Raw genomic sequence first — 26,434 nt, 5'->3', positions numbered from 1 at the left:
CGACGGCGTGCCCGCGAGGGCGCCGTTGGCCGCTTATTCTCGCGGCGTCGAGTCCATGGCCATCATCGAGTCGGCGAGCGTTCGAGATGCTGCCGCTGGTTTCCACCGTATGCCGAAAACACCCGGACGATGCCGTGCGGACCGCTTCGCTTTGCTATAGTCTCCCCAATTCAAGTTCTCTACTGGGATGGTGGTTAATATGGGCGACGTGCTCGAATCGTTCCTGCGCGTGGCGATGGTGGTCTTCATCGTCGGTCCGCTCACTGCATGGGTCGCCCGTCGCGGCGCGCGCGAGCGCAGTGAGGCGACGGACAGCCTCGATCGCTTCACGGTGCGCATGCCCGCTGCCATCCGCACGATCATCGCCTGCTGCGCGGTCGCATTCGAGCTGCTCATGTTGGGTGTTTACGTCTGGCAGGGCGTTTCGCTGGGCGAGTGGGACCACGAGCTTGTGTGGTTCGGCCACGCCATGGCACTTGCGGGCATGGCCATCTGGGCCCTGCTGAGCATCCCGCGCATCGACGTGGACGGTGAACGAATTCTCTCGCGTAACGCCTTTGGCGTCCGCAGGGAGTCGACGTTCGGCAACATCACCCGTGCAACGCTTCACACGCAGATGATGAGGATCGACCTGTTCGAGGGCGATCGAAAGTTTTGCTCGATAAGCCTCGAGGGGGTGTGCTCGCTCAACCTCCTCGCCCGCCTGGAGGAGGAGGGCATCGAGATCTCGGACGCTGTCGACGGCCCCATGACCAAGGCGGGCCTGTGTTGGTCTGCCATCAAGCCGTTGACGATTGTTTTCAACGGCATGGCACTCGTCTTCTCGCTCGTGATCGCCTTCATGGCTGTTTTCACCGATGCCGGCGCTCGTCTGCTCTTGCTCGTCCCGTTCCTCTTCCTGTTCATAGGGGGACTCCTGCCCCTGCTCATGCTCAGCATGCCCGCTCGTGGTATCTACGAGATCGGCAGGCAGGAACGCGAACTCGGTTTCTCCTTTGCCGAGGAGATGGCAAGCCGAGGTGTCACGGGCACTTCGTTTGTCGACGACGATTGGTTCATCGAGATCAGCAACGCCCGCGTCGTGGCGTTCCGCCGCGATTACCTCAAGAAGGTCACGGCGCACGAGGACAGTGAGAGCGGCGACCGCTGCACGGTGACCACGAAGGGCGGTCGCAAGATCAAGGTGTATGCAGCCGGCAGCACGCTCGAGGACCTGCGCTCGTGGTTCAAACAGGGCGCCAAGGCCAGAAGCACGGTCGACCGTGCAGAAGATGCACTCGAGGCGACCGTCTGATTGGGTTGCCTACCAAGGATTCAAATACGGGAAGGGGCGCTGTCGGCGCCCCTTGTCATACCAGGCCCGCGGGCCAGCGAGAGGCCTGCAGGTCGACATGCCCATTGGCGAGGAAGGCGACGCCTTCATCCTTGAGCAATGCGCGCTGCACCTCGGGTCCGCCGAAGGCGAAACCCTCCGCGAGGCGCCCGTCCGCGAATACGATGCGGTGACAAGGTATGTCCCCGGGTTCCGGATTGACGTGCAGGGCGTATCCCACATATCGAGCTCGACGGGGTTCACCAACGAGCTTGGCGATCTGACCGTACGTGGCAACCATGCCGCGGGGCACCTGGCGCACCATGTCGTATACGCGGTTGAAGAATCCGTCGGTGTCCCGGTCTGCCATGCCATCCTCACTTCCGATCGATACCGCCATTGTAGTCAAGAAAGGCGCCCCACATGTGCGGGGCGCCTTTCCAAAGAGGTGTTGCGCGAGGGGAGGGAAGGCGCAACGTTCGTGTCGAAGGTCTTTTATTCGCCTGTGCCTTCGTTGAGTTAACTATAGCTAATTCTATGAGACCCAAATCGTAGACCGATGAGCACATAGCCTCTCCACAAGTTAGTCGAGGGTTACAAATAGAAAGACGCGGCGTCATGTGGGCGTTAGGGCTCGAGGAATCGCTCGACGAGCTCGGAGAACGCGCCGTCGGTCCCGGCCGTTTCAAGAACGACATCGCAATACGGCCGTACGTCGTCGGTGACGTTCGCCACGCCGACGCCCAGTCCCGCCGCCTTGATCATGGAGAGGTCGTTTGCGGAATCGCCAACGGCGATGACCTCGGACATCGGGATTCCCAGCATATCGGCAAGGCGCGTGAGCCCCGCCCCTTTGTCAACGCCTGCGGGCATGAGTTCGAGGTAGCGCTTGGAGGAGAAGGTGATGTCAACACCGAGGCGCTCGGCCATGGGCGCGAGCTTGCGACCCAATTCCTGCAGCGCATCGAAGTTCCAGTCGACATACAGGATCTTCACGATGCCACGGCCTTCAAGGAATGAGAGGTCGGGATGATCGGATCCGCGAAAATGAGTGACCCCGGTGATCGATTCCAGATAGTCGCGCTCCCGCGTGGGTGCGTCATTCACGAAGACGTGGCCGTCGGCGACGTTGACGTGCATGCAGAGTCCGAGTTCAAGCCCCTTGGCATAGATCGCGTTCGCGCATTCGTTGGAAAGCCCGCAGGTGGTGAGCGGGGTGGGGTCTCCCACGCGGTTGATGAAGCCGCCGTTGTAGGAGAGCACATAGCCGCCTTCGATCAGCTCGCGATCATCCCCCGAGAAGTTGTCCATGATCGAGGAATACCATCGCCCGCTCGAAGGGACAAACAGCATGCCGAGCTCCCTCATGCGTTTGAGTGCCCGGAGGTTGGACGCCGGGATGGCGTGGTCGGCATCGAGAAACGTCTCATCCATATCGCTGGCAACAAGTCGGTACATGCAGTCCTCCATACAACGTAAAAACGAGGCGGGCTTATTATCGCCCACCTCGTAAGACCTTGGCTATGTCGAAAGTGCGGGCACGTGAAGATGGCCCATTCGCGTGTCGCCGCGCGCGTGTGTGGGGCGGATGCTTAGTACACCATTCCCATGGCTTCGCGCACCTCGGCGAGCGTCGCCTCGGCGACCTCGTTGGCACGGCGATTGCCCTCGCGCAGGACGTCCTTGACGTAGTCCATATCCTGGACCAGTTCCTCGCGGCGGGCGCGGATGGGGAGGAAGTACTCGTTTACGCTCTCGGTGACGTACTTCTTGAGCTGGCCGGAGCCGCCCATGCCGATCTCTTCGGCGATCTCGACCTCGGAGCGGCCGGTGCAGATGGCGGCGGTGGAGAGCAGGCCGGACACGCCGGGGCGCGCCTCGGGGTCGAACGTGATCATGCGCTCGCCGTCGGTCTGGCTCTTCTTGATGCGCTTCGCGGTCTCCTCGGCGGTCATCGAGATGTTGATGGCGTTGCCGTAGGACTTGCTCATCTTGCGGCCGTCGAGGCCGGGGAGCAGCGGCGTATCGGACAGCAAAGCGTCGACCTCGGGGAACACGTTGCCGTAGCGGTTGTTGAACTTGCGGGCGATGGTGCGGGTGAGCTCGATGTGGGGCAGCTGGTCACGACCGACGGGCACGACGTTGCCCTTGCAGAACAGGATGTCGCAGGCCTGGTGCACGGGGTAGGTGAGGAGCAGGCCGGTGAGCTCGTGTCCGCTGGCCTCCATCTCCGCCTTGACCGTGGGGTTGCGTTGGAGCAGGGCCTCGGAGACGAGGGAGAGGAACGGCAGCATGAGCTGGTTGCAAGCGGGAACCGCGGAGTGGGTGTAAATCATGGTCTTATCGGGATCCAGGCCGCATGCCAGGTAGTCGATGACCATGTTGTAGACGTTGTCCTGGATGTTGTCCGTGCTGTCGCGGTCGGTAATGACCTGGTAGTCGGCGATGAGCACGTTGGTGTGGACGCCCAGCTCCTGCAGCTCGACGCGGCTTTTGAGGGTGCCAAAGTAGTGGCCCAGGTGCAGGCGGCCGGTGGGGCGATCGCCGGTGAGCATGGTGTACTTCTCGGGGTGCTGCGGCAGGTCGGCGCGGATCTGGTTGCTGCGCTCGAGGCTGACCTCGTAGCTGAGCTCGTTGGGCATGACTTCTCCTTTGCTGGTCGTGCGTGCCACGAGGCGCGTGCGCTCGGGCGATGCCGTTCGTCTACTTGTGGGAATCGGTGCTCTTGGGCGATTTTCCGGGGATGAGGTGCTCGAGGCGTTCTTCTCGCATCTCAGCTGCGGCTCGTTCTTCGGCGGCAAAGGCCGGGTCGTCGGGGGTTACGATCTCGTCCTGCTGCGTCTTGGGGTTGTAGTGATGGCGCAGGACGGGTTCGAACAGGTGGAGCCTGGTGGCGAACAGCGCGGAGCAGGCGAGCAGGACCAGGAAGATGGCGACGCGCCAGCCCACGCTCACCTGGTTGATCACCACGGCGCCGAGCGACAGGAGCAGGCACCATGCGTAGATGAGCAGCACCGCCTGACGCTGGTCGTAGCCCTCACGTATGAGACGGTGGTGGATGTGGCCCGTGTCCGCCTGGCCGATGCTCACATGGGCGCGCTTGCGACGGACGATCGCCGAGAGCGTGTCGAGGATGGGCACGCCGGCCACGATGAGCGGGATGATGAGGGAGGTGAGCGCGGCGGTGCGGCTCACGTTGAGAAGCGAGATCGTTCCCAGTCCAAAGCCGAGAAGCAGCGAGCCGGAGTCGCCCATGAAGATCGACGCGGGGTAGAAGTTGTAGCGCAAAAAGGCGAGGCAGGCGCCGAACAGCGCGATGGACAGCGCGGCTGCGTCGAGGCGGCCGGAGAGCACGGCGAACGAGAACATGGAAAGCGACGCGATGCCCGAAATGCCGGCGGCCAGGCCGTCCAGACCATCGATGAGGTTGATGATGTTCGTGAAGGCCACGAGATAGATGACGGTGATGGGGTAGGCGATGAGGCCGAGCTCGATATAGGTGCCCGGGGCGAACGGATTGACCACGCGACCGATGAGCAGACCGCCGGCGGCGGCGATGCAGGCGGAGAGGATCTGTCCGAGGAGTTTGCTGCGCGGGCTGAGCGAGTGCACGTCGTCGACGGCGCCCGTGATCACGATCACGAGGAAGGACAGGCCCAGGATCGGGTAGCTGATGCTCATGCTGGGGTGAGGGATGAGGATGGGGGGCCAACCCAAGATTTTGATGCCCGCTATCTCGACGATGAGTGCGACGCAGAGTCCTGCGAACATGGCGAGTCCGCCCAGACGGGGGATGGGCTTGGTGTTGATGCGGCGCTTAGAGGGGTAGTCGATTGCGCCGAGTCGGTGCGCCAGCCGCTTGGTGAGCGGCACGCACAGGTACGTGGCGATGAAGGCCGCGGCAGCCACATATATGTATGGCATCGCTTGCTCCATAAGTAGGGCACCACCGTTGCAGACGAATCGAACACAGGGACGCTTTGAGCGTCAATCTTACCCATGATAGCGGAAGCGGGGATTCTTCTGGCGCGCAAAGGTCGTGTAACGCATCAAGCACATGCCGTTCAGGTCGATTTTGGACATTATGCCCTTCATCGGGGCCACAGGATGTCTCGTGTCCGCTGCATGCGCGGCCGTCGCGATCGTCAGGCCGATGACACGCGGGTGGGGCGGACGGTAGGATTCGGCGGCTAAACGGTCCCTATGGGAAGAATTCTGAATAAATCTTTTCAGGCACTGCATATTGATTACCAGTGCAAAATCCCAGGCCAGCTACTTCTCAATATGCAGAACAAGTACGAAAATATGCAATATTGAGTATGTTCTTATTCATTTATCCCTCATGGTAAACTCCGCCAGGAACGATATTTACGCACGTAAAACGCTTTATTAGATAAAAGCAGCCAACTGGGAGATTGATCGAGATATACCGTTCACTCCTCAATATCGTCCGTTTGGCGTTCTCGTGTATCCCTCTCTGAAATTTGGATATAACGGTAACTGTTGAACGGAGCCCCGCGAGGGGCTTGAACCGGAATCGCACATGCGGTTCCAGAAAAGAAAGGTAGGAGGCAATGACGAAAGGCTTGCATGTCCCGAGCGAAATCGGACAGCTCAAAAAGGTCTGCCTGCACAGGCCCGGCGAGGAGCTTCTGAATCTGCCGCCGTTCGAGCTGGAGCGCCTGCTCTTTGACGACGTTCCTTTCCTCGAGGTTGCTCAGGAGGAGCACGACACCTTTGCCCAGATCCTGCGCGACCAGGGTGTCGAGGTTCTCTATCTTGAGAAGCTCGTTGCCGAGGTCTTCGACCTGAACCCCGATGCACGCCAGGAGTTCCTGGATCAGTACATCGCCGAGGCCGGCATCAAGGGCCAGGAGATGCCCAGGGTCGTCCGCGAGAAGCTCGATTCCATCAAGGATAACCTCGAGTTCGTCCAGAAGACGATGGCCGGTCTCACCAAGGCCGAGATCGAGATGCCGCTCGTGAGCTCCACCACGCTTGACTCCCTGGTCAACACCGAGTCCGAGTCCGATCTCATCATCGACCCGATGCCCAACCTGTACTTCACCCGTGACCCGTTCGCGGTCGTCGGCAACGGCGTCTGCCTGAACCGTATGTACTCCGTCACCCGCAACCGCGAGACCCTGTACGGCAAGTACATCTTCAAGTATCACCCGGACTACAAGGACGTCTCCCTGTACTTCCGTCGTGACGCCGCTTACCACACCGAGGGTGGCGACGTGCTCAACATCAACGAGCATACCCTGGCAGTGGGCATCTCCCAGCGCACCCAGGCTGCCGCCATCGACGTCATGGCCCAGAACATCTTCTGGAACAGCGACTCCAAGGTCGATCGCATCCTCGCTTTCGACATCCCGAACAACCGCGCCATGATGCACCTCGACACCGTCTTCACCCAGATCGACGTGGATAAGTTCACTATCCACCCGGCCATCATGGGCACCCTCAAGGTGTACGAGCTGACCCCGGGCAATAACCCCGGCGAGGTCAACATCAAGGAAATGGTCGACACGCTCGAGCACATCCTCGAGGATGCTACCGGCGTCGATCAGATCAAGCTGATCCCCTGCGGTGGCGGCGACCCGATCGCTGCTGCTCGCGAGCAGTGGAACGACGGCTCCAACACGCTGGCTGTTGCCCCCGGCAAGATCTGCGTGTACGCCCGCAACACCGTCACCAACGACGTGCTCTACAAGGAGGGCCTGGATCTCCTGGTCGTTCCCTCCGCTGAGCTGTCCCGTGGCCGTGGCGGCCCGCGCTGCATGAGCATGCCTTTCTGGCGCGAGGATCTCTAAGCATCTTCTTCGGCGGCGCATCGGCTCCGGTGCGCCGTCGTACTTCGATGCGGGTGCATTGGGCATCCGCATGACCTATTCATATGTATGAAAGGAGCCCACATGGGCGTTAATCTCTCCGGTCGCAGCTTCCTGCGCCTCCTCGACTTCACCACCGAGGAGATCGAGTACATGCTGAAGCTCTCCAAGAACTTCAAGGACCTCAAGCGCGCGGGCACCCCGCACCGTTACCTCGAGGGCAAGAATATCGTCCTGCTGTTCCAGAAGACCTCCACGCGCACCCGCTGCGCCTTCGAGGTTGGCGCCATGGACCTCGGCATGGGCGTCACCTACCTCGATCCCGGTTCGTCCCAGATGGGCAAGAAGGAGTCCATCGAGGACACCGCCCGCGTTCTCGGCCGTATGTATGACGGCATCGAGTTTCGTGGCTTCGACCAGGAGGACGTCGAGGAGCTCGCCGCCAAGTCCGGCGTTCCGGTGTGGAACGGCCTGACCGATCTGTGGCACCCCACCCAGATGCTCGCCGACATCCTGACCGTTCAGGAGAACTTCAACTACGACATCAAGGGCAAGACCCTCGTCTTCATGGGCGACTGCAAGAACAACGTCGCTCGTTCCCTCATGGTTGTTTGCGCCAAGCTCGGCATGAACTTCGTGGCCTGCGGCCCGCAGGAGTGCATGCCCGCTGACGACGTCATCGAGGCCTGCAAGCCCATCGCCGAGGAGAATGGCTGCACCATCAAGCTGACCTCCGACGTGAAGGACGCCTGCACCGGTGCTCATGTCATCTACACCGACGTTTGGGTCTCCATGGGCGAGCCCGACGAGGTCTGGACCGAGCGCATCAACCAGCTCCAGGACTACCGCGTCACCACCGAGCTCATGGCCATGGCCGATCCTTCCGCGATCTTCCTGCACTGCCTGCCGGCCTTCCACGACACCAACACCACCATCGGTAAGGACATCGCCGAGAAGTTCGGTGTCACCGAGATGGAGGTCGAGGACGCCGTCTTCGAGTCCAAGCAGTCCAAGGTCTTCGACGAGGCCGAGAACCGCATGCACACCATCAAGGCGATTATGTACGCCACGCTCAAGTAAGAGCGATTTGTCGGTCCGCTCGGAGCGCATCGCTGCGCGCTCCGAGCGGTTCCTTGGTAACAATCTTGCCCATGCGGTGCGCACGGCACGGAAAGGCCGCGTAAGCAAGATCAATGACACGTGTTAAAGAAGGGGGGATGAGAACAATGACTGAGACCGCTAAGAAAAAGCGCGGCATGCCTTCATCGTTCACCATTCTTCTGCTCCTGTTGGCTATCGTTGCGGTTATCACCGTCGTCATTTCCGGTACGTCCGGCGGCGCCGTTACCGCTGCTCGTCCGAGCGACTTCTTCACCGCCCCGGTGAAGGGCTTCGCAGACGCTCTGCCCGTCTGCCTGTTCGTTATGATTCTCGGCGGCTTCCTCGGCATGATGACCGAGACCGGCGCCCTGGATAACGGCATTGCCGTTCTGGTCAAGAAGCTCCATGGCCGCGAGATCATGCTGGTCCCCGTCCTGATGCTCATCTTCTCCCTCGGTGGTACCACCTATGGTATGTGCGAGGAGACCGTGCCGTTCTACGCCCTGCTCGCCGCCACCATGATGGCCGCCGGCTTCGACCCGCTGGTCGGCGCCGCCACCGTCCTGCTCGGCGCTGGCTGCGGCTGCCTTGGCTCCACGGTCAACCCGTTCGCCGTCGGTGCCGCCGTTGACGCCCTCACCGGCGTCGGCATCGAGGTCAACCAGACCATCATCATCGGCCTCGGCCTCGTTCTGTGGGCTGTGACCACCCTGATCTCCATCGCCTTCGTGATGAACTACGCCAAGAAGGTCAAGGCTGACAAGGGTTCCACCATCCTGTCCATGCAGGAGCTCAAGGACGCCGAGGAGGCTCACGGCGCTGCCGCCGCTGAGGTCACCAAGGACGTCAAGCTCACTGGTCGCCAGAAGGCCGTTCTGGGCATCTTCGCCTTCACCTTCGTTGTCATGATCGTTGGCTTCATCCCGCTCGCCGACCTCAACGCCGGCGTGGCTGGCTTCTTCGACAACGGCGTGTACGATGCCGAGGGTAACGTCATTACCCAGGCTTGGTCCGCTGTCGTCACCGGCCTGCCCATCGGTCAGTGGTACTTCGACGAGGCCTCCACGTGGTTCTTCGTGATGGCCATCATCATCGGTATCGTGGGTGGCCTGTCTGAGAAGAAGATCGTCGACACCTTCATCACCGGCGCCGCCGACATGATGTCCGTCGTCCTGATCATCGCCCTCGCTCGTGGTATCTCCGTCCTCATGGCTGCCACCGGCCTCGACGTTTACGTCCTCGACGCTGCTGCCAACGCGCTCGCCGGCCTGTCCGGTGTGATCTTCGCTCCCATGAGCTTCCTGGTCTACTTCGGCCTGTCCTTCCTCATTCCTTCGACCTCCGGTATGGCCACCGTGTCCATGCCCATCATGGGGCCCCTGGCCGCTGAGCTCGGCTTCGCTCCTGAGGTCATGGTCATGATCTTCTCCGCCGCCATCGGTGTCGTGAACCTGTTCACCCCCACCTCCGGCGCCATCATGGGCGGTCTCGCCCTGGCCAAGATCGAGTGGACGACCTGGCTCAAGTTCGCCCTCAAGCTCATCGTGGTGCTGACCATCGTCTGCGCGGTCATCCTGACCATCGCCTGCGTCATGATCTAAGCGCCTTCCAGGCGCAACGCGGTCCGGGCGCCTATCGGTATTTTCGAAATGACGCCCCGCTGCTTTTGAGTCGTCCAGCCGGCTCGGCGTTAGGCCTCCCGGTTGCGACCTACCTTTCAGCCCCCTTCCGTATCCGTGCGCGGAGGGGGCACTTCTTTACCGATCTAAAAATCGGCTACATATGTCCTTATAAGTTGCGGGAACACCTCCGCTGTGTCTAATAATTGGGGTACTTATGTCTCATGACACGCATGTCGACAATCCAAACGGTGTCGGCTATTTTGGCCTGATTGGCCTCGTCGTCTCGTCCTGCATCGGTTCAGGTGTTTTTGCCCTGACCGGCCAGCTCGCCAACGTCGCCTCGCCCGGTGCGGCGCTGCTCGCTTGGCTCATTTGCGGCGCCGGCTTCCTGTTCCTGGCGCTGTCCATTTCCAATGTGGGTGCCAAGCGACCCGACCTTGACGGTATCTGCGCGTACGCCGAGGAGGGCTTCGGTCCGTTCCACGGATTCGTCTCCGGTTGGGGCTATTGGCTGTCCGCCTGGCTCGGCAACGTCGGCTTCGGCACGATGGTCGCGCAGGTACTCGGCAGCGATTACTGCCTGGGTGGCCTTCTGCCCGGCGTCTTCTCCGATCCCGTGACCGGCAATCCCGCCGTCGGCGGTGTCATCATCGTCTCGCTCGTTTTGTGGGCCATCACGTTCCTGGTCATCCGCGGTGTCGAGAGCGCTGCGTTCCTCAACGCCGTCGTGATGGTCGTGAAGATCGCGTCCATTCTCGTGTTCATTGCCTTTGCCATCTTCAGTTTCAACGCGGGCCTGTTCACCGCTGATTTCTGGGGTACCGTCGAGCGCAATGCTACTGTGCTTGCCGCCAATGGCACCGGCCTCGGCGGCGTTGCCAACCAGATCGTCCAGTGTGTCCTGATCCTCATGTGGGCGTTTATCGGCGTCGAGGGCGCTTCCGTCATGTCCGGTCGCGCTCGTCGCCGCAGCGAGGTCGGCAGCGCCACCGTTTTCGGTCTCGGCGTACTGCTCGCCCTCTACATCGGCGCCTCCATCATTCCCTACGGTGTCATGGATTACGCCGACCTCATCGCGGCTCCCAAGCCTGCCACCATCTCCGTCTTCGAGTACATGGCTCCCGGTTGGGGCGGCGCCTTCATTTCCTGGGCCATCATCATCTCCGTTTGCGGCTCCTGGCTTTCCTTCACCATGCTTCCGGCCGAGACCTCATCGATGATGAGCGAGCATCACCTGCTGCCCGCGTCTTGGAACAAGATGAATGCGAAGGGAGCGCCGCAGATGGCCCTGCTCATCGTCGGCGTCCTCACCGAGGTCTTCATCATCGTGGCGACGTTCGCCGCCGATGCGTACACCTTCGCCATCTCCATGTGCACGGTGACCATCGCCATTACGTGGGCCTATGCCGCGGCGTATCAGATCAAGCTCTCCCGCGAGCGCCGCGAGCCCATGCAGATGGCATTCGGTGTCATCGCACTTGCCTTCCAGGTCGTGGGCGTTCTCATGACAGGTTGGGGCTTCCTCCTGCTCGCCTGCCTCGGCTACCTTCCCGGCTTCTTCTTCTATAAGAAGGCCCGTCAGGAGGCGGGGGAGAGCCTGACCAAGCACGATTGGGTTTTCATCGCCGTGTTCGCCGTGTTCGCCGTCGTGTCGATCCCGTTGACTGCCGCCGGCATTATTGCCGTTTTCTAGCGGGCCCTCGCAGGACGGGGCGGACGCGCTCTCGCGCCGACGCCCCGTCCGCGCCGTCAGCGGCGACGGTGCGGACCCATATGGGTTCATAGGTTCATGAGTTGAGAAAAAGGAGTCTGCTATGGACATTCCGGTTATCGGAGTCGAGGATTGGCTGAACGTCCACGAGATGGACGCGACCTGGGATATCGCCCAGTCGACCATCTCGTCGCTCACCATGGGGGAGCTGCGCGCGCTCGACGGTCAGGAGGGCGCCTCGTTTTACGAGATGCTCGATGCGCAGAAGATGAACTACGGTTGGATTGAGGGCTCGCCCGAGTTCAAGGACGAGGTCGCCAAGCTCTATGACCGCAAGGTCGAGCATCGGAACATTCTTCAGACGAACGGATGCACCGGTGCGAACTTGAACGCGCTCATGGCGGTGGTGCGTCCCGGCGACCATGTGATCGCCGAATGGCCCACCTACGCCCCGCTTTACGAGATCCCGCGCACGCTTGGCGCCGAGGTCGAGTATTGGCAGATTCACGAGGAGCTCGGCTGGATGCCCGACATCGACGAGCTGCGCGAGCTGGTCCGCCCCAACACGCGTCTCATCTGCATCAACAACGCCTCCAATCCGGTGGGTGCGGTGCTCGACGCCAAGATGCTCGAGCAGATTGCGGAGATCGCCGACAGCGTGGGTGCCTACGTCCTGTGCGACGAGGTGTATCTGCCGCTCGAGAACACCGAGGGATTCAAGTCGATGACCGATGTGTACGATCGCGCGATCGTCACCAATTCCGTGTCCAAGACCTATTCGGTGCCCGCCGCCCGCTGCGGCTGGGTGATCGCCGATGATGAGGTCTCGGACGCCATTCGCACCTATCGCGATTACACCATGATTTGCGGAGGTGTGTTCAACGATGCGCTCGCGACTTACGTGCTGCGCCATCGCGACAAGATCCTCGACCGCAACCGTGAGATCGTGTTCGGCAATCGCGAGATCGCCCAGTCGTGGATTGATTCTCAGCCCCGTGTGAGCTGGGTCGCTCCCAAGGGCGTGTCGACATCGTTCATCCGACTGGATATCCCCGAGGACGATGAGGCGTTCTGCTTGCGTCTGCTCGAGGAGCGCGGCGTCTTGCTTGTCCCTGGCAGCCGCTTCGAGCTGCCTTGTGGTGCCCGTTTGGGGTACTGCGCCCAGCCGGACGTGCTCAAAAAGGGTCTCGATCTGTTGGGCGAGGCTCTTGCGGAGTTCGATCGATAGGGAGGGCGCCGTCCCTGGGGGGGGGTGCCTCGTGCGCCGTTCCCCATATGAGTGTTCGGCCCTGGCCGCGTGTGTATGAGACCGCGCGGCCGGGGCCGTTTGCGTGAAGAAACCCTGACCGCCCCCGCATGCGCGCGAATCTCGGCTAGACTGTTTCGGTACCGCCATGACAAAAAGGGAGCCGCCACATGCGCCAGGGTTTCGATAACGATATGTACATCGCCAGCCAGGCCGAGCACATCAAGGAGCGCATCGCCCAGTTCGGCGGCAAGCTCTACCTCGAGTTCGGCGGCAAGCTGTTCGACGATTTCCACGCAAGCCGCGTGCTGCCCGGCTTCGAGCCCGACAGCAAGTTTCGCATGCTCAAGAGCCTTGCGGACGACGTCGAGATCATCATTGCCATCAACGCGAATCATATCGAGAAGAACAAGGCCCGCGGCGACCTCGGCATCACCTACGACGAGGATGTCCTGCGCCTGGCCGACATCTTCCGGTCCAGCGGTTTCCTTGTGGGCGCCGTCGTGCTGACCCAGTACTCGGGCCAGCCTGCGGCCGACCAGTTCCGCCGTCGTCTCAACATGTTGGGCATTACGTGCAAGCTGCACTACCCGATCGAGGGGTACCCGCACGATATCGACCTTATCGTGAGCGAGGAGGGTTACGGCAAGAACGAGTTCGTGGAGACCACGCGCCCGCTCGTCGTGGTGACCGCCCCCGGCCCCGGTTCCGGCAAGCTCGCCACCTGCCTGTCCCAGCTCTATCACGAGCACAAGCGCGGCGTTGCCGCCGGTTATGCCAAGTTCGAGACTTTCCCCGTGTGGAACCTCCCGCTCAACCATCCCGTCAACATCGCCTACGAGGCCGCCACGGTCGATTTGGACGACGCGAACATCATCGATCCGTTCCACCTCGAGGCGCACGGGCAGACCACGGTCAACTACAACCGCGATGTCGAGGCGTTCCCCGTGGTTAAGGCCCTGATGGAGAAGATTCTGGGCGAGAGCCCGTATCAGAGCCCCACCGACATGGGTGTCAACATGGTCGGTTACGCCATTTGCGACGATGAGGCTTGCCGCGAGGCCGCGCGCATGGAGATCGTGCGTCGTTACTTCACGGCCGCATCCGATGTCAAGCGCACCGGCAGCGGTCAGGAGCAGGTGGACAAGCTCAAGGCCATCATGCAGAAGGTAGGCGTGACCAACGACCAGTCCCCGGCGCGTTCCGCCGCGTTGCTCAAGGAGCAAACCACCGGCGCGCCCGCCGGCGCCATGGTCCTGCCCGACGGTTCCGTGGTCACGGGCAAGACCTCCACGCGCCTGGGCGCGGCGAGCTCACTCATGATGAATGCGCTCAAGGCCGTGACCGGCGTCGACATGGAGCTCGAGGTCATCTCCAACGATGCCATCGAGCCCATCAGCCGCCTCAAGACCAGCCAGCTCGGCAGTGCCAACCCGCGCCTGCACCCCGAGGAGACGCTGATCGCCCTGTCCATCACCTCCGCGTCCAGCGAGATCGCCGAGCGCGTGCTCGCCGGCCTGCCCAAGCTGCGCGGTTGCGATGCCTTCTTCTCGGTGATCATCTCCAGCTCCGATGAGGCGCTTTTCAAGAAGCTCGGCATCAACGTGTGCTGCGAGCCCAAGTTCGAGCGCAGCGGGTATTACCATCGATAGGCCCGTCCGCATACATGCGTCTTGACCGCCCCGCCGGTCCGCGACCCCGAGCAGGGTGTCGAGGACCGGCGGGCGTCTTACAATGGTCGAGTCGAAAGGAGGCGGACAGGCGTGACCGAGCTTGAGCGCTGTCGAGGCGAATACTTGAATCACCTGACGGTCGAGCGCAATTTGGCCGCCAACACCATCGCGGCGTACGAGCGCGACCTCAGAGCCTACCTTGCCTTTCTTGGAGAGCGCGGAACGCGCCGCCCGGATGATGTGATTCGCCGCGATGTGGAGGATTTCGTGGCCGCCAAGCGCGCCGACCACGCCGCGGATGCATCGGTGAACCGAGCGCTTTCCGCCGTCAAGGGGTTTCACCGGTTCATGGTTCGCGAGGGTCTCTCTTCGGTCAATCCCACGGCCACGTTGCGCGTTCCCAAAATGGGCGACCACCTGCCCGATGTGATTTCAATCGAGGCTGCCGAGCGCTTGCTCGACCAGGATTTTCCCGCAACGGCCGCCGGCATGAGGGACCGTGCGGTGCTCGAGGTGCTGTATGGATGTGGCCTGCGCGCCAGCGAGCTGTGCGGCCTGGACGTGAACGAGGTCTACCTGGATGAGGGATTCGTGCGCGTGATGGGCAAGGGCTCCAAGGAACGTCTGGTCCCGCTTGTGGGTACGGCACGGCGGGTTCTCGGTACCTATCTCGCCGAGGCGCGCTCGGAGCTGTTCTCCCACACGCGATCGGCTTCGGCGTCGGCCGCGGTGTTCTTGAATATGCGGGGCACGCGCCTTTCGCGTCAAAGCGTCCATGCGATTTGCGAGCGCTACGGCCGTATGGTCGGGATCGAGGGACTGCACCCGCACGCCCTTCGACACTCCTTCGCAACGCATATGCTCGCAGGCGGTGCGGACCTGCGTGCCCTGCAGGAGATCTTGGGGCATGCGGATATCGCCACGACGCAGATTTACACCCATGTCGACCGCACGCAGCTGCGCGAGGTCTATCTGGCGGCGCATCCGCGCGCCTAGGACCGGGAGGCGTTTCGCATCTTCGCCGGCGGGGGCTCGGTGGGGGGCTGCGACCACAAGTCGGGCACAATTTAAAAATCGCTTCAACCTCAACTAGAAGGTTTAACCTGGGGAAACGGCATCGAGTAGTGGTGCCGCATGTCAGCCAAAACACAATATCTTGTGTTCAGGGCAACACCTGTTCGCTGCCTCGTTTGGGGTCTGTGGGGGATAGTGGGGGAGTGTGGGGGAGAAAGTGGGAAAAAGTGTTGCGAAAGGGGGATAGGCCCCATAGAATTGAAAGCGTCGACGGCGGGGTGGCTCCCGCATATGCCCACGAGTAAGCCTAAGGGGGTGCGCGCCAGTGTATTTCAACGGTACCTACGATCGAAATCTCGATGCGAAGGGACGTTTGTCACTGCCGCCCGCCTTCAAAAAGCAGCTTGAGGAGCATGTGCGCGTCCTTCCTGCCCCTGAAAAGGAAGTCGACGCCCTGTACGTGTTCACTGAGGACACGTTCAAGGTTTGGCTTGACTCCGTGTTTGAGGCGAAGGGCGGGTTCGATCCCACCAACCGCTCTCATCGCATGGTCAAGGAGGCTCTGTACGGCGCGGCAATCACACTTGAAATAGACTCCGCCGCCCGCATCAGCCTTCCCGAAGCCGCCCGTAAGAAGGCGCACCTCGATCGCGAGGTCACGGTCGTCGGCAGCGATGACCGTCTGGTGATCTGGGATCGCGAGACCTACGCGGCACGTCAGGCCGAGACCGAGGACATCCTCGCGGACTTCTTCGACTAAAGGAGACGCCCCCACATGGACGCGAACAAGGCAGCAGGTACGTTGACACCTGAATATCGGCATGAACCCGTCATGCTCCAAGAAGTGCTCGAGCAGCTTCGGCTCAAGCCCGGCTCGGTCGTGTGCGATTGCACGCTCGGCGGCGCCGGCCACTCCGTCAGGATGGCCGAGCGCGTGGGCTCGGAAGGGCTGCTGCTCGGTGTCGATCAGGATGACATGGCGCTCGCGGCAGCGGGGAAGCGACTTGACGCTGAGGCCCCCGATACGCCGCACAAGCTCCTGAAGGGTAACTTTGGGGATTTGGATGAGCTCCTGTGCTCGGCGCAGGTGCCGGGCGTCGATGGATTCCTCTTCGACCTGGGCGTCTCGAGCCCGCAACTCGATATCCCTGGTAGGGGTTTCTCGTACAACGAGGATGCCCCGCTCGACATGCGTATGGATCCGGGAACCAACACCCTAAACGCAGCTGAGGTCTTGAACACCTATACCGAAGCCGACCTCGCCCGGATTCTTCGCATCTATGGAGAGGAGAAGTTCGCCCGCCAGATCGCGCGCGAGGTCGTGCGCCGCAGGCAGGAGAGCCCGCTCGTCTCCACGGGAGATTTCGTCGATGCCATCAAGGCCGGTATCCCGGCGGCTGCCCGCAGGCACGGAGGCCATCCGGCAAAGCGCAGCTTCCAGGCAATCCGCATCGAGGTCAACCATGAGCTCGATGTCCTTGAGCGCGGCCTCGAGGCCGCGATTCGCTGGCTGAACCCCGGTGGCCGCGTCTGCGTCATCTCCTACCATTCGCTGGAGGACCGCATCGTGAAACGCCTGTTCCAGGAGCTTTCGAAGGGTTGCACCTGCCCGCCGGACATTCCGGTGTGCGTGTGCGGAAACGTGCCGATAGTCAAGGTCACCACCCGCAAACCCCTGGTTGCCACGGCCGAAGAGGTCGGGCGCAACCCCCGCGCCAGATCGGCCAAGATCCGCTGCGCCGAGCGTTTGTAGCTCGACCGCGCTTCACGGCCCCGGCGCATGTCATTTGTTATCTTCGCCTTAAGGAGGGCCGCATATCATGGGTTATTCCACCTCAAACGCAGCATATGCCTATGATATGCGGTCCGAGGCGTACTCGGCGCCCGTCGCGCCGGCCCGTCCGAGCCTCGACGTCGTCCATGGCGCCGGCCGTCAGGCGAGCCAGGACGTCAGCCCTCAGTTCACCCACTGTGTGAAGGTGTTCGCCGTGCTCATGACGGTCTTCGTCGTCCTCGGCCTGTTCCGCGTCACCGTGGCGGGTTTCACCGCCGCCTCGCTCAACAGCGCCGCGACTCTTTCGAACAACCTCACCACCGCGCAGGAGGAGAGCTCCGATCTCGAGGTCATGCGCTCCGTGTACGGCTCATCCACGCGCATCCGCGATCTTGCGGAGGGGTACGGCATGGTTGCGGCCGAGGGTGGCGTGACGCTCGATTTCACCGAGTACGTAGACGCGGCGGCACAGTAGTAGGCGAGAGCACCCATGCCCCAAGATAGATACAACGGACGCGGCTCCGGCCGCACGGGCCGCCCTGCCAGGGGCGGTTCATCGCGTGATGCGCGTAGGTCCCCGCAGGGCGGCCGGACGCGCCGCGCCGCCTCGAGTCGCGCCTCCGAGCGCCGCGGTGCCGACGCACCTTCCGGCTGGCTCTCAACAGAGCTCGTCTCCCGTCATGGCTTGCTGGCCGGCGGCTTCCTCGCCGCCTCGGCGATCGTTCTCGCGCGCCTTTCCGAGATACAGATCTTCAACACCGATTGGTATCGCGAACAGGCAAATGCTCGTCGCGTGTCGAGTCAGACCCTATACGCGAAGCGCGGCACGATCTACGACCGCAACGGTACGGTGTTGGTGTCGAGCATCGAATGCAAGAATGTCTATTTGAACCCGTCGCTCATCAAGAAGAAGCAGCGCCGCCGTGCGATCGACGCCCTCGTCGACGTGCTGGGCATGGATGAGGACGTGGTCGAGGACCTCGTCGATCGCGAGGGCACCTTCGTGTACGTCAAGCGCCAGGTCGATGAGGAGGATGCGGAGCTCCTTGCCAAGAAGGGCATCGCGGGCATCGAATTCGAGCCGGCGATCAAGCGCGTGTATCCCAACGGAAGCCTCGCCTCCCAGGTGCTCGGCGTCGTGAACGTCGACAACGAGGGCATCACGGGCCTCGAAAAGCAGTACAACGAAGTGTTGACGGGCGTGAACGGCTCGCTCATGCGCGAGCGCGCCCGCGACGGCTCGTTTATCGCCGGTGGTGCGTACGAGAAAGTCCCGGCCCAAGACGGCATGGACATCGTGCTCGGTATCGACGCCAACGTGCAGCGAGTCGCCGAGGACGCCATCGCAGAGGCGGTCGAGCGCGTGGGAGCCACGTACGGGTCGATCATCGTGACGGACCCCACGACCGGCGAGATCATCGCCGCGTGTTCCTATCCGACCTACGACCCCACGGATCTTTCGTCCGCTTCCAACGCTTCCATGAATCTGCGCGTCGTGACCGACGTCTACGAGCCCGGTTCGGTCTTCAAGACCTTTGTCTCCGCCGCGGCTATCGAGCACAAGGGGCTGACGCCCAACACGACGTTCGATGTCCCCGCTGAGGTCCTTGTCGGCAGCGATATCGTTCGAGATGTCGATAAGCGCGGCGCGGCTATGACGATGAGCCTGCGCGAGATCCTGCGCCGCTCCTCCAACACCGGTATGGTCCTGGTGGGCGAGAAGCTCGGCGCCGATGCGTTTTCGGAGTATGTCATCGACGGGTTTCAATTCGGCAAGTCCACGGGCATCGATTTCCCGGGCGAATCGCTCGGCATCATCAAGAAGCGCTCGGAATACGACGGTGCGTCGCTGGGTTCCATGTCGTTTGGCCAGTCGCTGGCCGTCGAGCTCGTTCAGATGGTCCGCGCGATGAGCGCGATCGCCAACAAGGGAGTTATGACGACCCCGCATTTCCTCAAGACCCGTGCGGGCGAGGAGGTCGACTGGACCGACGGCGAGCATCGCGTCCTGTCCGAGGAGACGGCCGCCAGCGTCGCAGACATGATGCTGACCGTCGTGGACGAGGGCACGGGCATGGACGCCCAGATGCCCGGTTATGAGGTTTCGGGCAAGACCGGTACCGCCGAGCGCGCCGGCAAGGACGGTGGATACGAGGAGGGCAACAACATGGCTTCGTTCATGGGATTTGTCTCGACCAAGGATCCGCGCGTCCTGTGCTACGTGACTCTCGACGGCACGGCGGCCATGTCCTATGCGGCCACGCCGGTGTTCCGCAAGGTCATGGAGGAGGCCCTGCCCGCCCTTGGAATCAAGCCGACCCGATAGGTTCACACGCCCTGCACCACCTGGTGCGGACGGCGCGGTACCATACCAGGTTGCACGGTAAGCGCTTCAGAAAGGTTGCCACCCATGGTGGAGATTGCAGTCAAGTACCTTCAAAGCACCACGGGTGCCCGCTTCGTGGCGGGCGATCCGGATCGGGTTTGCCGCGGTGTCGAGATCGATTCGCGCGCGGTTGCCCCCGACGCCGTGTTCGTCGCGTTCCCCGGTGAGCGCGTCGACGGCAACGCGTTCGCCCCTGCGGCCATCGAGGCCGGCGCGGGTGCTGTCGTCATGACGTGCGAGCCCACGCGTGAGCTTGTCGATCTTGCGCTCGAACATGGTTCTTCCATCCTCGTCGCCGACGATCCGACCGAGTTCCTCCTGCGCCTGGCCCAGGGCTATCGCGCGCGCCTGCGCTGCACGGTCATCGGCATCACGGGTTCGATCGGCAAGACCACGACCAAGGACGTGCTCGCCGCATGCCTCGCCAAGCGCTATCGCGTGCATGCCACGGCCGGCAATTTCAACAGCCTGATCGGACTGCCCCTTACCATCCTGTCCGCTCCCGCTGACACGCAGATGCTCGTACTCGAGATGGGCATGAGCGATTTTGGCGAGATCGAGCGCCTGTCTCGGTGCGCCCAGCCCACCTTTGGCATCATCACCAAGGTCGGCACTTCCCATATCGGCATGCTCGGCAGCCGCGAGGGCATCGCGCGCGCCAAGGCCGAGATCGTGTCCGGCATGCCCGCCAGCGCCGAGAATTTCGAGGGCAACCATTCCGCCCTCGTCCTGCACGGCGAGGACGACTTCACGCCGTTCATCATCGAGAACTTCGCCCGTCCCGCCGGCCTTGACGTGGTGCTTGCCGGCACCTCGACCGATGACGACGTCTGCGCGACGCATATCGAGCTGGACGAGGACGGATGCCCCGTTTTCGACCTCACGTTCGAGGACGGCTCGAGTTTCAAGACGCGCCTTTCCGTTCCCGGTGCACAGTCCGTTCCCAACGCGTTGTTCGCCGCTGCTGTTGCCCATCGCCTCGGTGTGCCCGGCTTTGAGATCGACGAGGCTTTTGGCGAGCTCCAGATGACTGGTCGCCGCACCCAGGTGCGCCATGCGGCGTGTGGCGCTCGCGTGATCGACGACTCGTACAACGCCAGCCCCGAGTCCATGGCCGCCGGCCTCAACCTGTTCTCAACGCTGCCCTGCACGGGTTCGCGCATCGCCGTTCTCGGCGAGATGGGGGAGCTGGGTGATGACGCCGAGCGCCTCCACGCGCTCGTCGGCGCCTATGCCGCGGCCAAGCGTCCGTCGATGTTGATCTGCGTGGGCGGCGAAAACGCCCGGGTGATGGCGGACGCGGCGCGTCTCATGGGGCTCGATGAAGGTGATGTCCAGGTCGTTCCCTCCTGCGATGCGCTGATCAGGCGTTATGCGGGCGTCATGGGCGAACGCGACCTCGTATTGGTGAAGGGCTCGCGTTTCGTCGGGCTCGATCGTTTCGTGGAAGAGGTGTGTGCCGATGCTCGGTAACCCTGCCTATCCCACCTACCAGGTGTTCCTTGCCATTCTCGTCTCTGCACTCATCGCGGGGCTCCTCATGCCCCTGTGGATTCGCCTGCTCAAGATCGACGGCATCGGTCAGCAGATCCGTGCCGACGGCCCGCAGTCGCATCTCGTGAAGGCCGGCACCCCCACCATGGGCGGTGTCATCATCCTCTTGGCCGTGTGCCTGACCTGCCTGATCATGGCCAAGCCCACGACCGAGCTTTTTCTGGCCGTCGGCGCGATGCTCGCCACCGGCGCCCTGGGCCTGTTCGACGATGTGACCAAGGTCGTGCAGAAGCGTTCGCTCGGCCTGACGCCCACGGGCAAGATGATCGGCCTTACCGCCATCGTGCTCGTGTTCTTCGTCATCGCGGTCAACTTCTGCGATGTCAGCGCGGCGATTCGCTTCCCGGGCGGCTTCGCCATCGACTTGGGCGTGCTCACGTCGACGTTCACCTTCGGCGATACGGTCATCAAGATCCCGTGGCTCTACCTCATCTTTGTGTTCTTGCTGCTTGCGGGCATGTCCAACGCCGTCAACCTCACGGACGGTCTCGATGGACTCGCCGGCGGTACGGTTATGATGGCCATGCTGGTCATGGCGGCCATCTGCTTCCTGCGCGGTGACGTCAATCTCGCCATCTTCTGCGCGGCCTGCGCTGGCGGTTGCATCGGCTTCTTGTGGTACAACGCCTACCCCGCCCAGATTTTCATGGGCGACACCGGCTCCCTTGCCCTGGGCGGTGCCCTGGCCGCCGTCGCCGTGCTTACGAATACCGAGGTCGTCTCGCTCGTTGTGGGCGCCCTGTTCATCGCCGAGACCCTCTCCGTGATGATCCAGGTCATCAGCTTCAAGGCCACGGGCAAGCGCGTCTTCCTCATGGCCCCCATCCATCATCACTTCGAGAAGAAGGGCTGGGCAGAGACAAAGGTCGTCATCCGCTTCTGGATCGTGTCCGCTGCGTGCGGTGCCCTCGGCCTCGCGCTCTTCTTCCAGCTTGGTTAGGAATACCTATGCCCCTGCCGCAACAATTCACGCTGCTCGTTCTCGGACAGGGCGGCACGGGTCTCGAGCTCGCCTCGTGGGCTGCGTCTCATCTTGGTGAGCGTGTGACGTCCGTGACTGTGTATGGAGGGGCTTCTTCGGCCCCCACCGAGCGCACGACCGCTCTCGAGGCGGCCGGTGTCGCTTTCGTCTACGGCACCGAGGAGGTCGCCGGAACATTCGATATCTGCGTCGCGAGCCCGGGGATATCCGAGTTCTGCGAGTTTTTCCGCAGCGCGCGTGCCGCCAGCTCCCAGATCATGGGCGAGCCCGAGTTCGCATGGCTGCTGTCGCCCGAGCGTTGGTGCGCAATCACCGGGACCAACGGCAAGACGACGGTCACGAGTCTGACCGACGAGCTGCTGCGCGCCTCGGGGCTCGACAGCGTCGCGGTCGGCAACATCGGCAACGCTCCTATCCACGAGGTGGATCGGCGCGAGGAGGGGGAGTGGTTCGTCGCCGAGCTCTCCAGCTATCAGCTCGCCACGACCGAGGCATTCCATCCGCGCGTCGCCGTGCTTTTGAATCTCTCGCCCGATCATCTCGCCTGGCATCGTTCGCATGAGAACTACGCCCTGGCGAAAATTCGCATGTTCAAAAACATGGATGACGGCGATATCGCCATCGTCAACATCGAGGACGAGGGTCTCGCACCGTATCTCGATCGTATCTGCGACGTCGGGCGTCGCGTTTTGCATCTCGGGTTGGCCGACGACGGCGCCGCGGACGCCGCGTTTGTGCGCGACGGCGTGCTCACGGTCCGCATGGCGGGCGAGGAGCATGCGCTTGTAGGCGTTGACGAGCTGCGCATCGTGGGCGTCCATAACGTCCTCAACGCGTTGGCGGCGTCCGCTGCGGCGCTTGCGTGCGGCGCCTCCGTTGCGGGCGTTTGCTCCGGTCTTAGGGAGTTCAAGCCCCTTCCGCATCGACTTGAGCCCGTCGACACGGTCGACGGCGTGCGGTATGTGAACGATTCCAAGGCCACGAACACCGACGCGGTCCTCACCGCCCTTGCCGCCTTTGACGGCGCGCGCATCGTCCTGCTTCTGGGCGGCTCCGATAAGGGGACTCCGCTTGAGGAATTCATGGCAGAGGTCGCCTCCCGGGTCGCCTGCGTGGTCTGCTTTGGCGAGGCACGCGAGCGCCTGCGCACGGCCCTCATGGATGCTCCCGGCGCGGCGGACATCGATATCGCCGAGGCTGAGGACCTGCGCGATGCCGTCGATGTGGCACGTTCGCTCGCGCAGCGCGGCGACACGGTCCTGCTTTCGCCCGCCTGCGCGTCGTTTGACGAGTTCTCCGGTTTTGAGGAGCGCGGCGAGGCATTTCGTTCGTATGTGGCCGATTTGGCCGCCCTGTCCGAGGCGGAGGCCTAGGAATCGTGTGGTTCTCTAAAGCAAAGGAAGGCGCAGCCGAGTCCGAGGCCCCGTCCGCCGGCGCGCGTTCGGCAACTCGCCCCAAGGTCCGCCGCCGTGCCACGGCGACGAGTCATTCCGACTGGGGCGAGAAGTACATCGCGGGTGTTCCTGCCCGCATCATGCGTCCCCGCTTGGTCTTCCTGTCCTGCCTCATCGCCATTTGCATGTTCGGCTTGCTCATGATCTACTCGGCATCTTCCGTCGAGTCCCTGCAGGAGAACGGCAGCTCGTGGTTTTTCCTGTACCGCCAGGCGATCTTCATGTTCATCGGCTTCGTGCTGTTCGCCATGATCGGCAGTAGGTTGCTGCCGTGGCCGCTCTTTCGATCCAAGCTCGTCTGGGGAGTGTGGTTCGGAGTGCTCGTGCTGCTCATCGCGGTGCTTTTCGTCGGCCAGGGCGCCGAGGAGTGGGGCGCTTCGCGCTGGATCGACCTCGGAATCTTCAACCTGCAGCCTGCCGAGGTCGCCAAGCCGGTGATCATCGTCTTGACGGCCAAGATCTTCGCCGATTACTTCGAGGACGGCACCATCGACACCCGTGCGTTCCTCATCCAGATGCTCATCATGCTCCCGTTCCCGCTGTTCTTGATCTTCAAGGAGCCTGATCTGGGCACCACGATCATCATCGCGCTGACGGTGTTCGCCATCGCGATCCTGTGCGGGCTTCCCTGGCGCGTGGTCGCATTCGTCACCATCGCCGCGTTCGTGCTCGGCGCCGCCGCCATCGTCACCTCGCCGTATCGCGCCAAGCGCTTCCTCGCCTTCTTGGATCCGTGGAGCGACCCGTACGACACCGGCTACCAGGCGACACTGGCCATCATGGCCTTTGCCTCGGGCGGCCTGTTCGGCCGTGGCATCGGCAACTCGACGATGAAGTACCACTACCTGCCCGAGGCCCACAACGACTACATCCTCGCCATCATCGGCGAGGAGCTCGGTTTTGTGGGGACGGCCATCTTCGTGTTGGTCTTCGTCGCCATGATCATCGCCGCGTTCTACATCTGTCGCGAGGCGCCGACGCTTCACGCGCAGCTGTTGGCGAGCGGCTGCACGATCATCCTCGCCGTGCAGTTCCTCATCAACGTCTTTGGCATCTTGGGCGTCATGCCCATGACCGGCAAGCCGCTGCCGTTCGTGAGCTACGGTGGCTCGTCGATCATCGCCTCGCTCGTGCTCGCTGCGCTGATATTCCGCGTCTCGGTCGAGAGCAACGTCGAGACCGCGGCCGATCGCCGCCGTTCCGGCATGGCCGTGATGGGGGAGCGTTCCGCCCGAGCATCTGTGCGCCGTTCCGCGGGCTCTGGTGACGATGTGTCGGGCCATATCGGCCGCAGTACCGCCGGCGAGGCCCGCGTCCGTTCGACCCGCCGCGACGGGTCGGCTCCTCGTGCGGACCGCGCCGTTTCGAGCCGATCAGCGCTGAGCGTCTACGACGGCGGCCGGCAGGGCCGCGGTGAAGCGGCGCCGACCCGCCGAGAGTCGCGCGGCACCGCGGGCGGTTACGGCCGTATCGACCTTGGGTCGGATGCCGGGGAGCGCCTTCGCCCCCGCCAGGAGCGCCCGCGAGTCGATTATCGCGGTGTCACGGGCGGAAATGCCCCGCGCCGCTCGGGTGACGGGCGCCCGCCCAGGGGGATGAACGATCGGGAAAGGGGTCGTTATGACCGATAAGCGTCAACTCACCGTCGCCATTGCCGCGGGCGGTACCGCGGGCCACGTCAATCCGGCATTGGCCCTTGCCGACGAGCTCCGCGATCGGGGGCATGAGGTCCATTTCTTCGGAGAGAGCCGCCGCTTGGAGGGCACGCTCGTGCCCAAGGAGAGCTTCCCGTTCCATCCCGTCCACGTCACCGGTTTCGATCGCCGCCGCCCCTGGACGCTCGTGACCGCGCTCGTGCATTTGTCACATGAAGAGCACCGCTTGATCGAGAAGTTCGGTTCGGGCGAGCTTCCCATGCCCGATGTCGCCATCGGATTTGGTGCCTACCTCGAGCTTCCCCTTATGCGCGCCGCCGCGAAGCTGGGGATTCCGATTGCCTTGCACGAGCAGAACTCCGTACCGGGTCTCGCGAACAAGCGCACGGCCAAGTCCGCGCGTCTCATAGCGCTGGGGCAGCCCGCCGCCGAGGACGTCATGCGCTCCTGCGCCGGACGTTCCTCCGAAGTGGTCTTTACCGGCAATCCCGTCCGTTCGAGCGTGCTCGAGGGCGACCGATCTCGCGGCCGCGTCGCGCTCGGCATCCCGCAAGACGCCACGGTCCTGCTGGTATTCGGCGGCTCCCTCGGCGCGCGCCACGTCAACGAGCGCCTGGCCTCCCTTAAACGCGAGCTGCTCGCCATCGAGGGGCTGCACGTGGTCCACTCCACCGGGAAGAACGGCTACGACGAGACGCTTCAGGCCCTCGACCTCACCGACGCCGAGGCCTCTCGATGGCGCGTGATGCCCTACATCGACGATATGGGCGATACCCTCGCCGCCGCGGACCTCGTGGTCTCACGCGCCGGCGCGTCGTCGGTGGCCGAGATCGCCGCGCTCGCGGTCCCGTCCATCCTGGTTCCGTATCCACTTGCGACGGCCGATCATCAGACCACCAACGCCCGTTTGCTGACCGATGCCGGCGCTGCGGTCAAGTTCTCCGATGATGATATCGACGGAGACGCCTTCCGCGATGAGCTGCTCGGATTGCTGGGGGATGCGCCGCGCCGTGCCTCCATGCGCGAGGCCGCACGCGGGTTGGCACAGGATAAGGCGGCCGCCATGCTTGCCGACCTCCTCGAGGGGATCGCGTAGGCGCGACAATCGAGCTGCAC

The 26,434-nt window shown here is 62.9% G+C and carries 21 protein-coding genes; 17 read left to right on the top strand and 4 right to left on the bottom strand.

Features of this window, described 5'->3' with window-relative positions; all coding sequences use genetic code 11:
- Nucleotides 1–199 precede the first annotated feature (199 nt).
- On the top strand, nt 200–1,294 hold the full coding sequence (locus AOBCEHNH_RS04540) for a hypothetical protein (RefSeq protein WP_226803254.1): 1,095 nt from the start codon (nt 200–202) through the stop codon (nt 1,292–1,294).
- 55 nt (nt 1,295–1,349) lie between these two features.
- On the opposite strand, the gene AOBCEHNH_RS04535 is transcribed toward AOBCEHNH_RS04540, so the two are convergent.
- The 4 genes from AOBCEHNH_RS04535 to AOBCEHNH_RS04520 all read right to left on the bottom strand — a co-directional run bounded on the left by AOBCEHNH_RS04535 (nt 1,350) and on the right by AOBCEHNH_RS04520 (nt 5,248).
- Nucleotides 1,350–1,682, bottom strand: coding sequence for an MGMT family protein (locus tag AOBCEHNH_RS04535; RefSeq protein ID WP_152063315.1), 333 nt, complete (start codon nt 1,680–1,682; stop codon nt 1,350–1,352).
- Nucleotides 1,683–1,939: 257 nt separating this feature from the next.
- A complete protein-coding gene (locus AOBCEHNH_RS04530; RefSeq protein WP_226803252.1) occupies nt 1,940–2,770 on the bottom strand; it encodes an HAD-IIB family hydrolase in 831 nt (276 codons plus the stop codon).
- Between the two features lie 134 nt (nt 2,771–2,904).
- Nucleotides 2,905–3,954, bottom strand: coding sequence for a tryptophan--tRNA ligase (gene trpS / locus AOBCEHNH_RS04525; RefSeq protein ID WP_152063313.1), 1,050 nt, complete (start codon nt 3,952–3,954; stop codon nt 2,905–2,907).
- A 61-nt stretch (nt 3,955–4,015) separates the two neighbouring features.
- Complete coding sequence (locus AOBCEHNH_RS04520; protein WP_118271333.1) at nt 4,016–5,248, bottom strand: glycosyltransferase family 4 protein; 1,233 nt, start codon at nt 5,246–5,248, stop codon at nt 4,016–4,018.
- A gap of 638 nt (nt 5,249–5,886) precedes the next feature.
- Here AOBCEHNH_RS04520 and arcA point away from each other — a divergent pair.
- The 16 genes from arcA to AOBCEHNH_RS04440 all read left to right on the top strand — a co-directional run bounded on the left by arcA (nt 5,887) and on the right by AOBCEHNH_RS04440 (nt 26,414).
- A complete protein-coding gene (gene arcA / locus AOBCEHNH_RS04515; RefSeq protein ID WP_006722378.1) occupies nt 5,887–7,128 on the top strand; it encodes an arginine deiminase in 1,242 nt (413 codons plus the stop codon).
- A 102-nt stretch (nt 7,129–7,230) separates the two neighbouring features.
- Complete coding sequence (argF, locus tag AOBCEHNH_RS04510) at nt 7,231–8,226, top strand: ornithine carbamoyltransferase (protein ID WP_039910204.1); 996 nt, start codon at nt 7,231–7,233, stop codon at nt 8,224–8,226.
- 137 nt (nt 8,227–8,363) lie between these two features.
- On the top strand, nt 8,364–9,848 hold the full coding sequence (locus AOBCEHNH_RS04505; protein ID WP_367881899.1) for a YfcC family protein: 1,485 nt from the start codon (nt 8,364–8,366) through the stop codon (nt 9,846–9,848).
- 235 nt (nt 9,849–10,083) lie between these two features.
- On the top strand, nt 10,084–11,562 hold the full coding sequence (locus AOBCEHNH_RS04500; protein WP_152063311.1) for an amino acid permease: 1,479 nt from the start codon (nt 10,084–10,086) through the stop codon (nt 11,560–11,562).
- Nucleotides 11,563–11,683: 121 nt separating this feature from the next.
- Nucleotides 11,684–12,808, top strand: coding sequence for an aminotransferase (locus AOBCEHNH_RS04495; protein ID WP_152063310.1), 1,125 nt, complete (start codon nt 11,684–11,686; stop codon nt 12,806–12,808).
- A gap of 188 nt (nt 12,809–12,996) precedes the next feature.
- Nucleotides 12,997–14,478, top strand: coding sequence for a DUF1846 domain-containing protein (locus AOBCEHNH_RS04490; RefSeq protein ID WP_006722384.1), 1,482 nt, complete (start codon nt 12,997–12,999; stop codon nt 14,476–14,478).
- 111 nt (nt 14,479–14,589) lie between these two features.
- Nucleotides 14,590–15,495, top strand: a complete 906-nt coding sequence (gene xerD, locus AOBCEHNH_RS04485; protein ID WP_193221177.1) for a site-specific tyrosine recombinase XerD — start codon at nt 14,590–14,592, stop codon at nt 15,493–15,495.
- A gap of 343 nt (nt 15,496–15,838) precedes the next feature.
- Entirely contained in the window at nt 15,839–16,273 is a 435-nt protein-coding gene (locus AOBCEHNH_RS04480) for a division/cell wall cluster transcriptional repressor MraZ (protein ID WP_006722386.1), read from the top strand.
- Nucleotides 16,274–16,288: 15 nt separating this feature from the next.
- Nucleotides 16,289–17,266 carry a 16S rRNA (cytosine(1402)-N(4))-methyltransferase RsmH gene (gene rsmH, locus AOBCEHNH_RS04475; RefSeq protein ID WP_152063308.1) on the top strand — a complete coding sequence of 326 codons (978 nt, stop codon included), beginning with the start codon at nt 16,289–16,291 and terminating at the stop codon, nt 17,264–17,266.
- 67 nt (nt 17,267–17,333) lie between these two features.
- On the top strand, nt 17,334–17,762 hold the full coding sequence (locus AOBCEHNH_RS04470; protein WP_152063307.1) for a hypothetical protein: 429 nt from the start codon (nt 17,334–17,336) through the stop codon (nt 17,760–17,762).
- Nucleotides 17,763–17,777: 15 nt separating this feature from the next.
- The gene (locus AOBCEHNH_RS04465; protein ID WP_226803250.1) at nt 17,778–19,613 is read left to right on the top strand and encodes a peptidoglycan D,D-transpeptidase FtsI family protein; all 1,836 of its coding nucleotides are present in this window, start codon (nt 17,778–17,780) and stop codon (nt 19,611–19,613) included.
- An 84-nt stretch (nt 19,614–19,697) separates the two neighbouring features.
- Nucleotides 19,698–21,146 carry a UDP-N-acetylmuramoyl-tripeptide--D-alanyl-D-alanine ligase gene (locus AOBCEHNH_RS04460; RefSeq protein WP_152063306.1) on the top strand — a complete coding sequence of 483 codons (1,449 nt, stop codon included), beginning with the start codon at nt 19,698–19,700 and terminating at the stop codon, nt 21,144–21,146.
- A complete protein-coding gene (gene mraY, locus AOBCEHNH_RS04455; protein ID WP_152063305.1) occupies nt 21,136–22,167 on the top strand; it encodes a phospho-N-acetylmuramoyl-pentapeptide-transferase in 1,032 nt (343 codons plus the stop codon). Before AOBCEHNH_RS04460 ends, mraY begins: the two co-directional genes overlap by 11 nt.
- An 8-nt stretch (nt 22,168–22,175) precedes the next feature.
- On the top strand, nt 22,176–23,582 hold the full coding sequence (murD, locus tag AOBCEHNH_RS04450) for a UDP-N-acetylmuramoyl-L-alanine--D-glutamate ligase (RefSeq protein WP_152063304.1): 1,407 nt from the start codon (nt 22,176–22,178) through the stop codon (nt 23,580–23,582).
- Nucleotides 23,583–23,587: 5 nt separating this feature from the next.
- A complete protein-coding gene (gene ftsW / locus AOBCEHNH_RS04445) occupies nt 23,588–25,294 on the top strand; it encodes a putative lipid II flippase FtsW (RefSeq protein WP_152063303.1) in 1,707 nt (568 codons plus the stop codon).
- Nucleotides 25,284–26,414, top strand: a complete 1,131-nt coding sequence (locus AOBCEHNH_RS04440; protein WP_152063302.1) for a UDP-N-acetylglucosamine--N-acetylmuramyl-(pentapeptide) pyrophosphoryl-undecaprenol N-acetylglucosamine transferase — start codon at nt 25,284–25,286, stop codon at nt 26,412–26,414. Before ftsW ends, AOBCEHNH_RS04440 begins: the two co-directional genes overlap by 11 nt.
- Nucleotides 26,415–26,434 lie beyond the last annotated feature (20 nt).

This window comes from Collinsella intestinalis (assembly GCF_902501455.1).
Lineage (GTDB): Bacteria > Actinomycetota > Coriobacteriia > Coriobacteriales > Coriobacteriaceae > Collinsella > Collinsella intestinalis.
This window is presented reverse-complemented; position numbering and strand designations above follow the sequence as displayed.

Bases quoted from the DNA above. Each gene is read 5' to 3' on its own strand.
- mraY (WP_152063305.1), top strand. From the start codon at position 21,136: ATGCTCGGTAACCCTGCCTATCCCACCTACCAGGTGTTCCTTGCCATT.
- AOBCEHNH_RS04465 (WP_226803250.1), top strand. From the start codon at position 17,778: ATGCCCCAAGATAGATACAACGGACGCGGCTCCGGCCGCACGGGCCGC.
- arcA (WP_006722378.1), top strand. From the start codon at position 5,887: ATGACGAAAGGCTTGCATGTCCCGAGCGAAATCGGACAGCTCAAAAAG.
- AOBCEHNH_RS04460 (WP_152063306.1), top strand. From the start codon at position 19,698: ATGGTGGAGATTGCAGTCAAGTACCTTCAAAGCACCACGGGTGCCCGC.
- AOBCEHNH_RS04440 (WP_152063302.1), top strand. From the start codon at position 25,284: ATGACCGATAAGCGTCAACTCACCGTCGCCATTGCCGCGGGCGGTACC.
- trpS (WP_152063313.1), bottom strand. From the start codon at position 3,954: ATGCCCAACGAGCTCAGCTACGAGGTCAGCCTCGAGCGCAGCAACCAG.
- AOBCEHNH_RS04520 (WP_118271333.1), bottom strand. From the start codon at position 5,248: ATGGAGCAAGCGATGCCATACATATATGTGGCTGCCGCGGCCTTCATC.
- AOBCEHNH_RS04530 (WP_226803252.1), bottom strand. From the start codon at position 2,770: ATGTACCGACTTGTTGCCAGCGATATGGATGAGACGTTTCTCGATGCC.
- argF (WP_039910204.1), top strand. From the start codon at position 7,231: ATGGGCGTTAATCTCTCCGGTCGCAGCTTCCTGCGCCTCCTCGACTTC.
- rsmH (WP_152063308.1), top strand. From the start codon at position 16,289: ATGGACGCGAACAAGGCAGCAGGTACGTTGACACCTGAATATCGGCAT.
- AOBCEHNH_RS04500 (WP_152063311.1), top strand. From the start codon at position 10,084: ATGTCTCATGACACGCATGTCGACAATCCAAACGGTGTCGGCTATTTT.
- AOBCEHNH_RS04495 (WP_152063310.1), top strand. From the start codon at position 11,684: ATGGACATTCCGGTTATCGGAGTCGAGGATTGGCTGAACGTCCACGAG.
- AOBCEHNH_RS04505 (WP_367881899.1), top strand. From the start codon at position 8,364: ATGAGAACAATGACTGAGACCGCTAAGAAAAAGCGCGGCATGCCTTCA.
- AOBCEHNH_RS04470 (WP_152063307.1), top strand. From the start codon at position 17,334: ATGGGTTATTCCACCTCAAACGCAGCATATGCCTATGATATGCGGTCC.
- murD (WP_152063304.1), top strand. From the start codon at position 22,176: ATGCCCCTGCCGCAACAATTCACGCTGCTCGTTCTCGGACAGGGCGGC.
- AOBCEHNH_RS04540 (WP_226803254.1), top strand. From the start codon at position 200: ATGGGCGACGTGCTCGAATCGTTCCTGCGCGTGGCGATGGTGGTCTTC.
- AOBCEHNH_RS04535 (WP_152063315.1), bottom strand. From the start codon at position 1,682: ATGGCAGACCGGGACACCGACGGATTCTTCAACCGCGTATACGACATG.
- AOBCEHNH_RS04490 (WP_006722384.1), top strand. From the start codon at position 12,997: ATGCGCCAGGGTTTCGATAACGATATGTACATCGCCAGCCAGGCCGAG.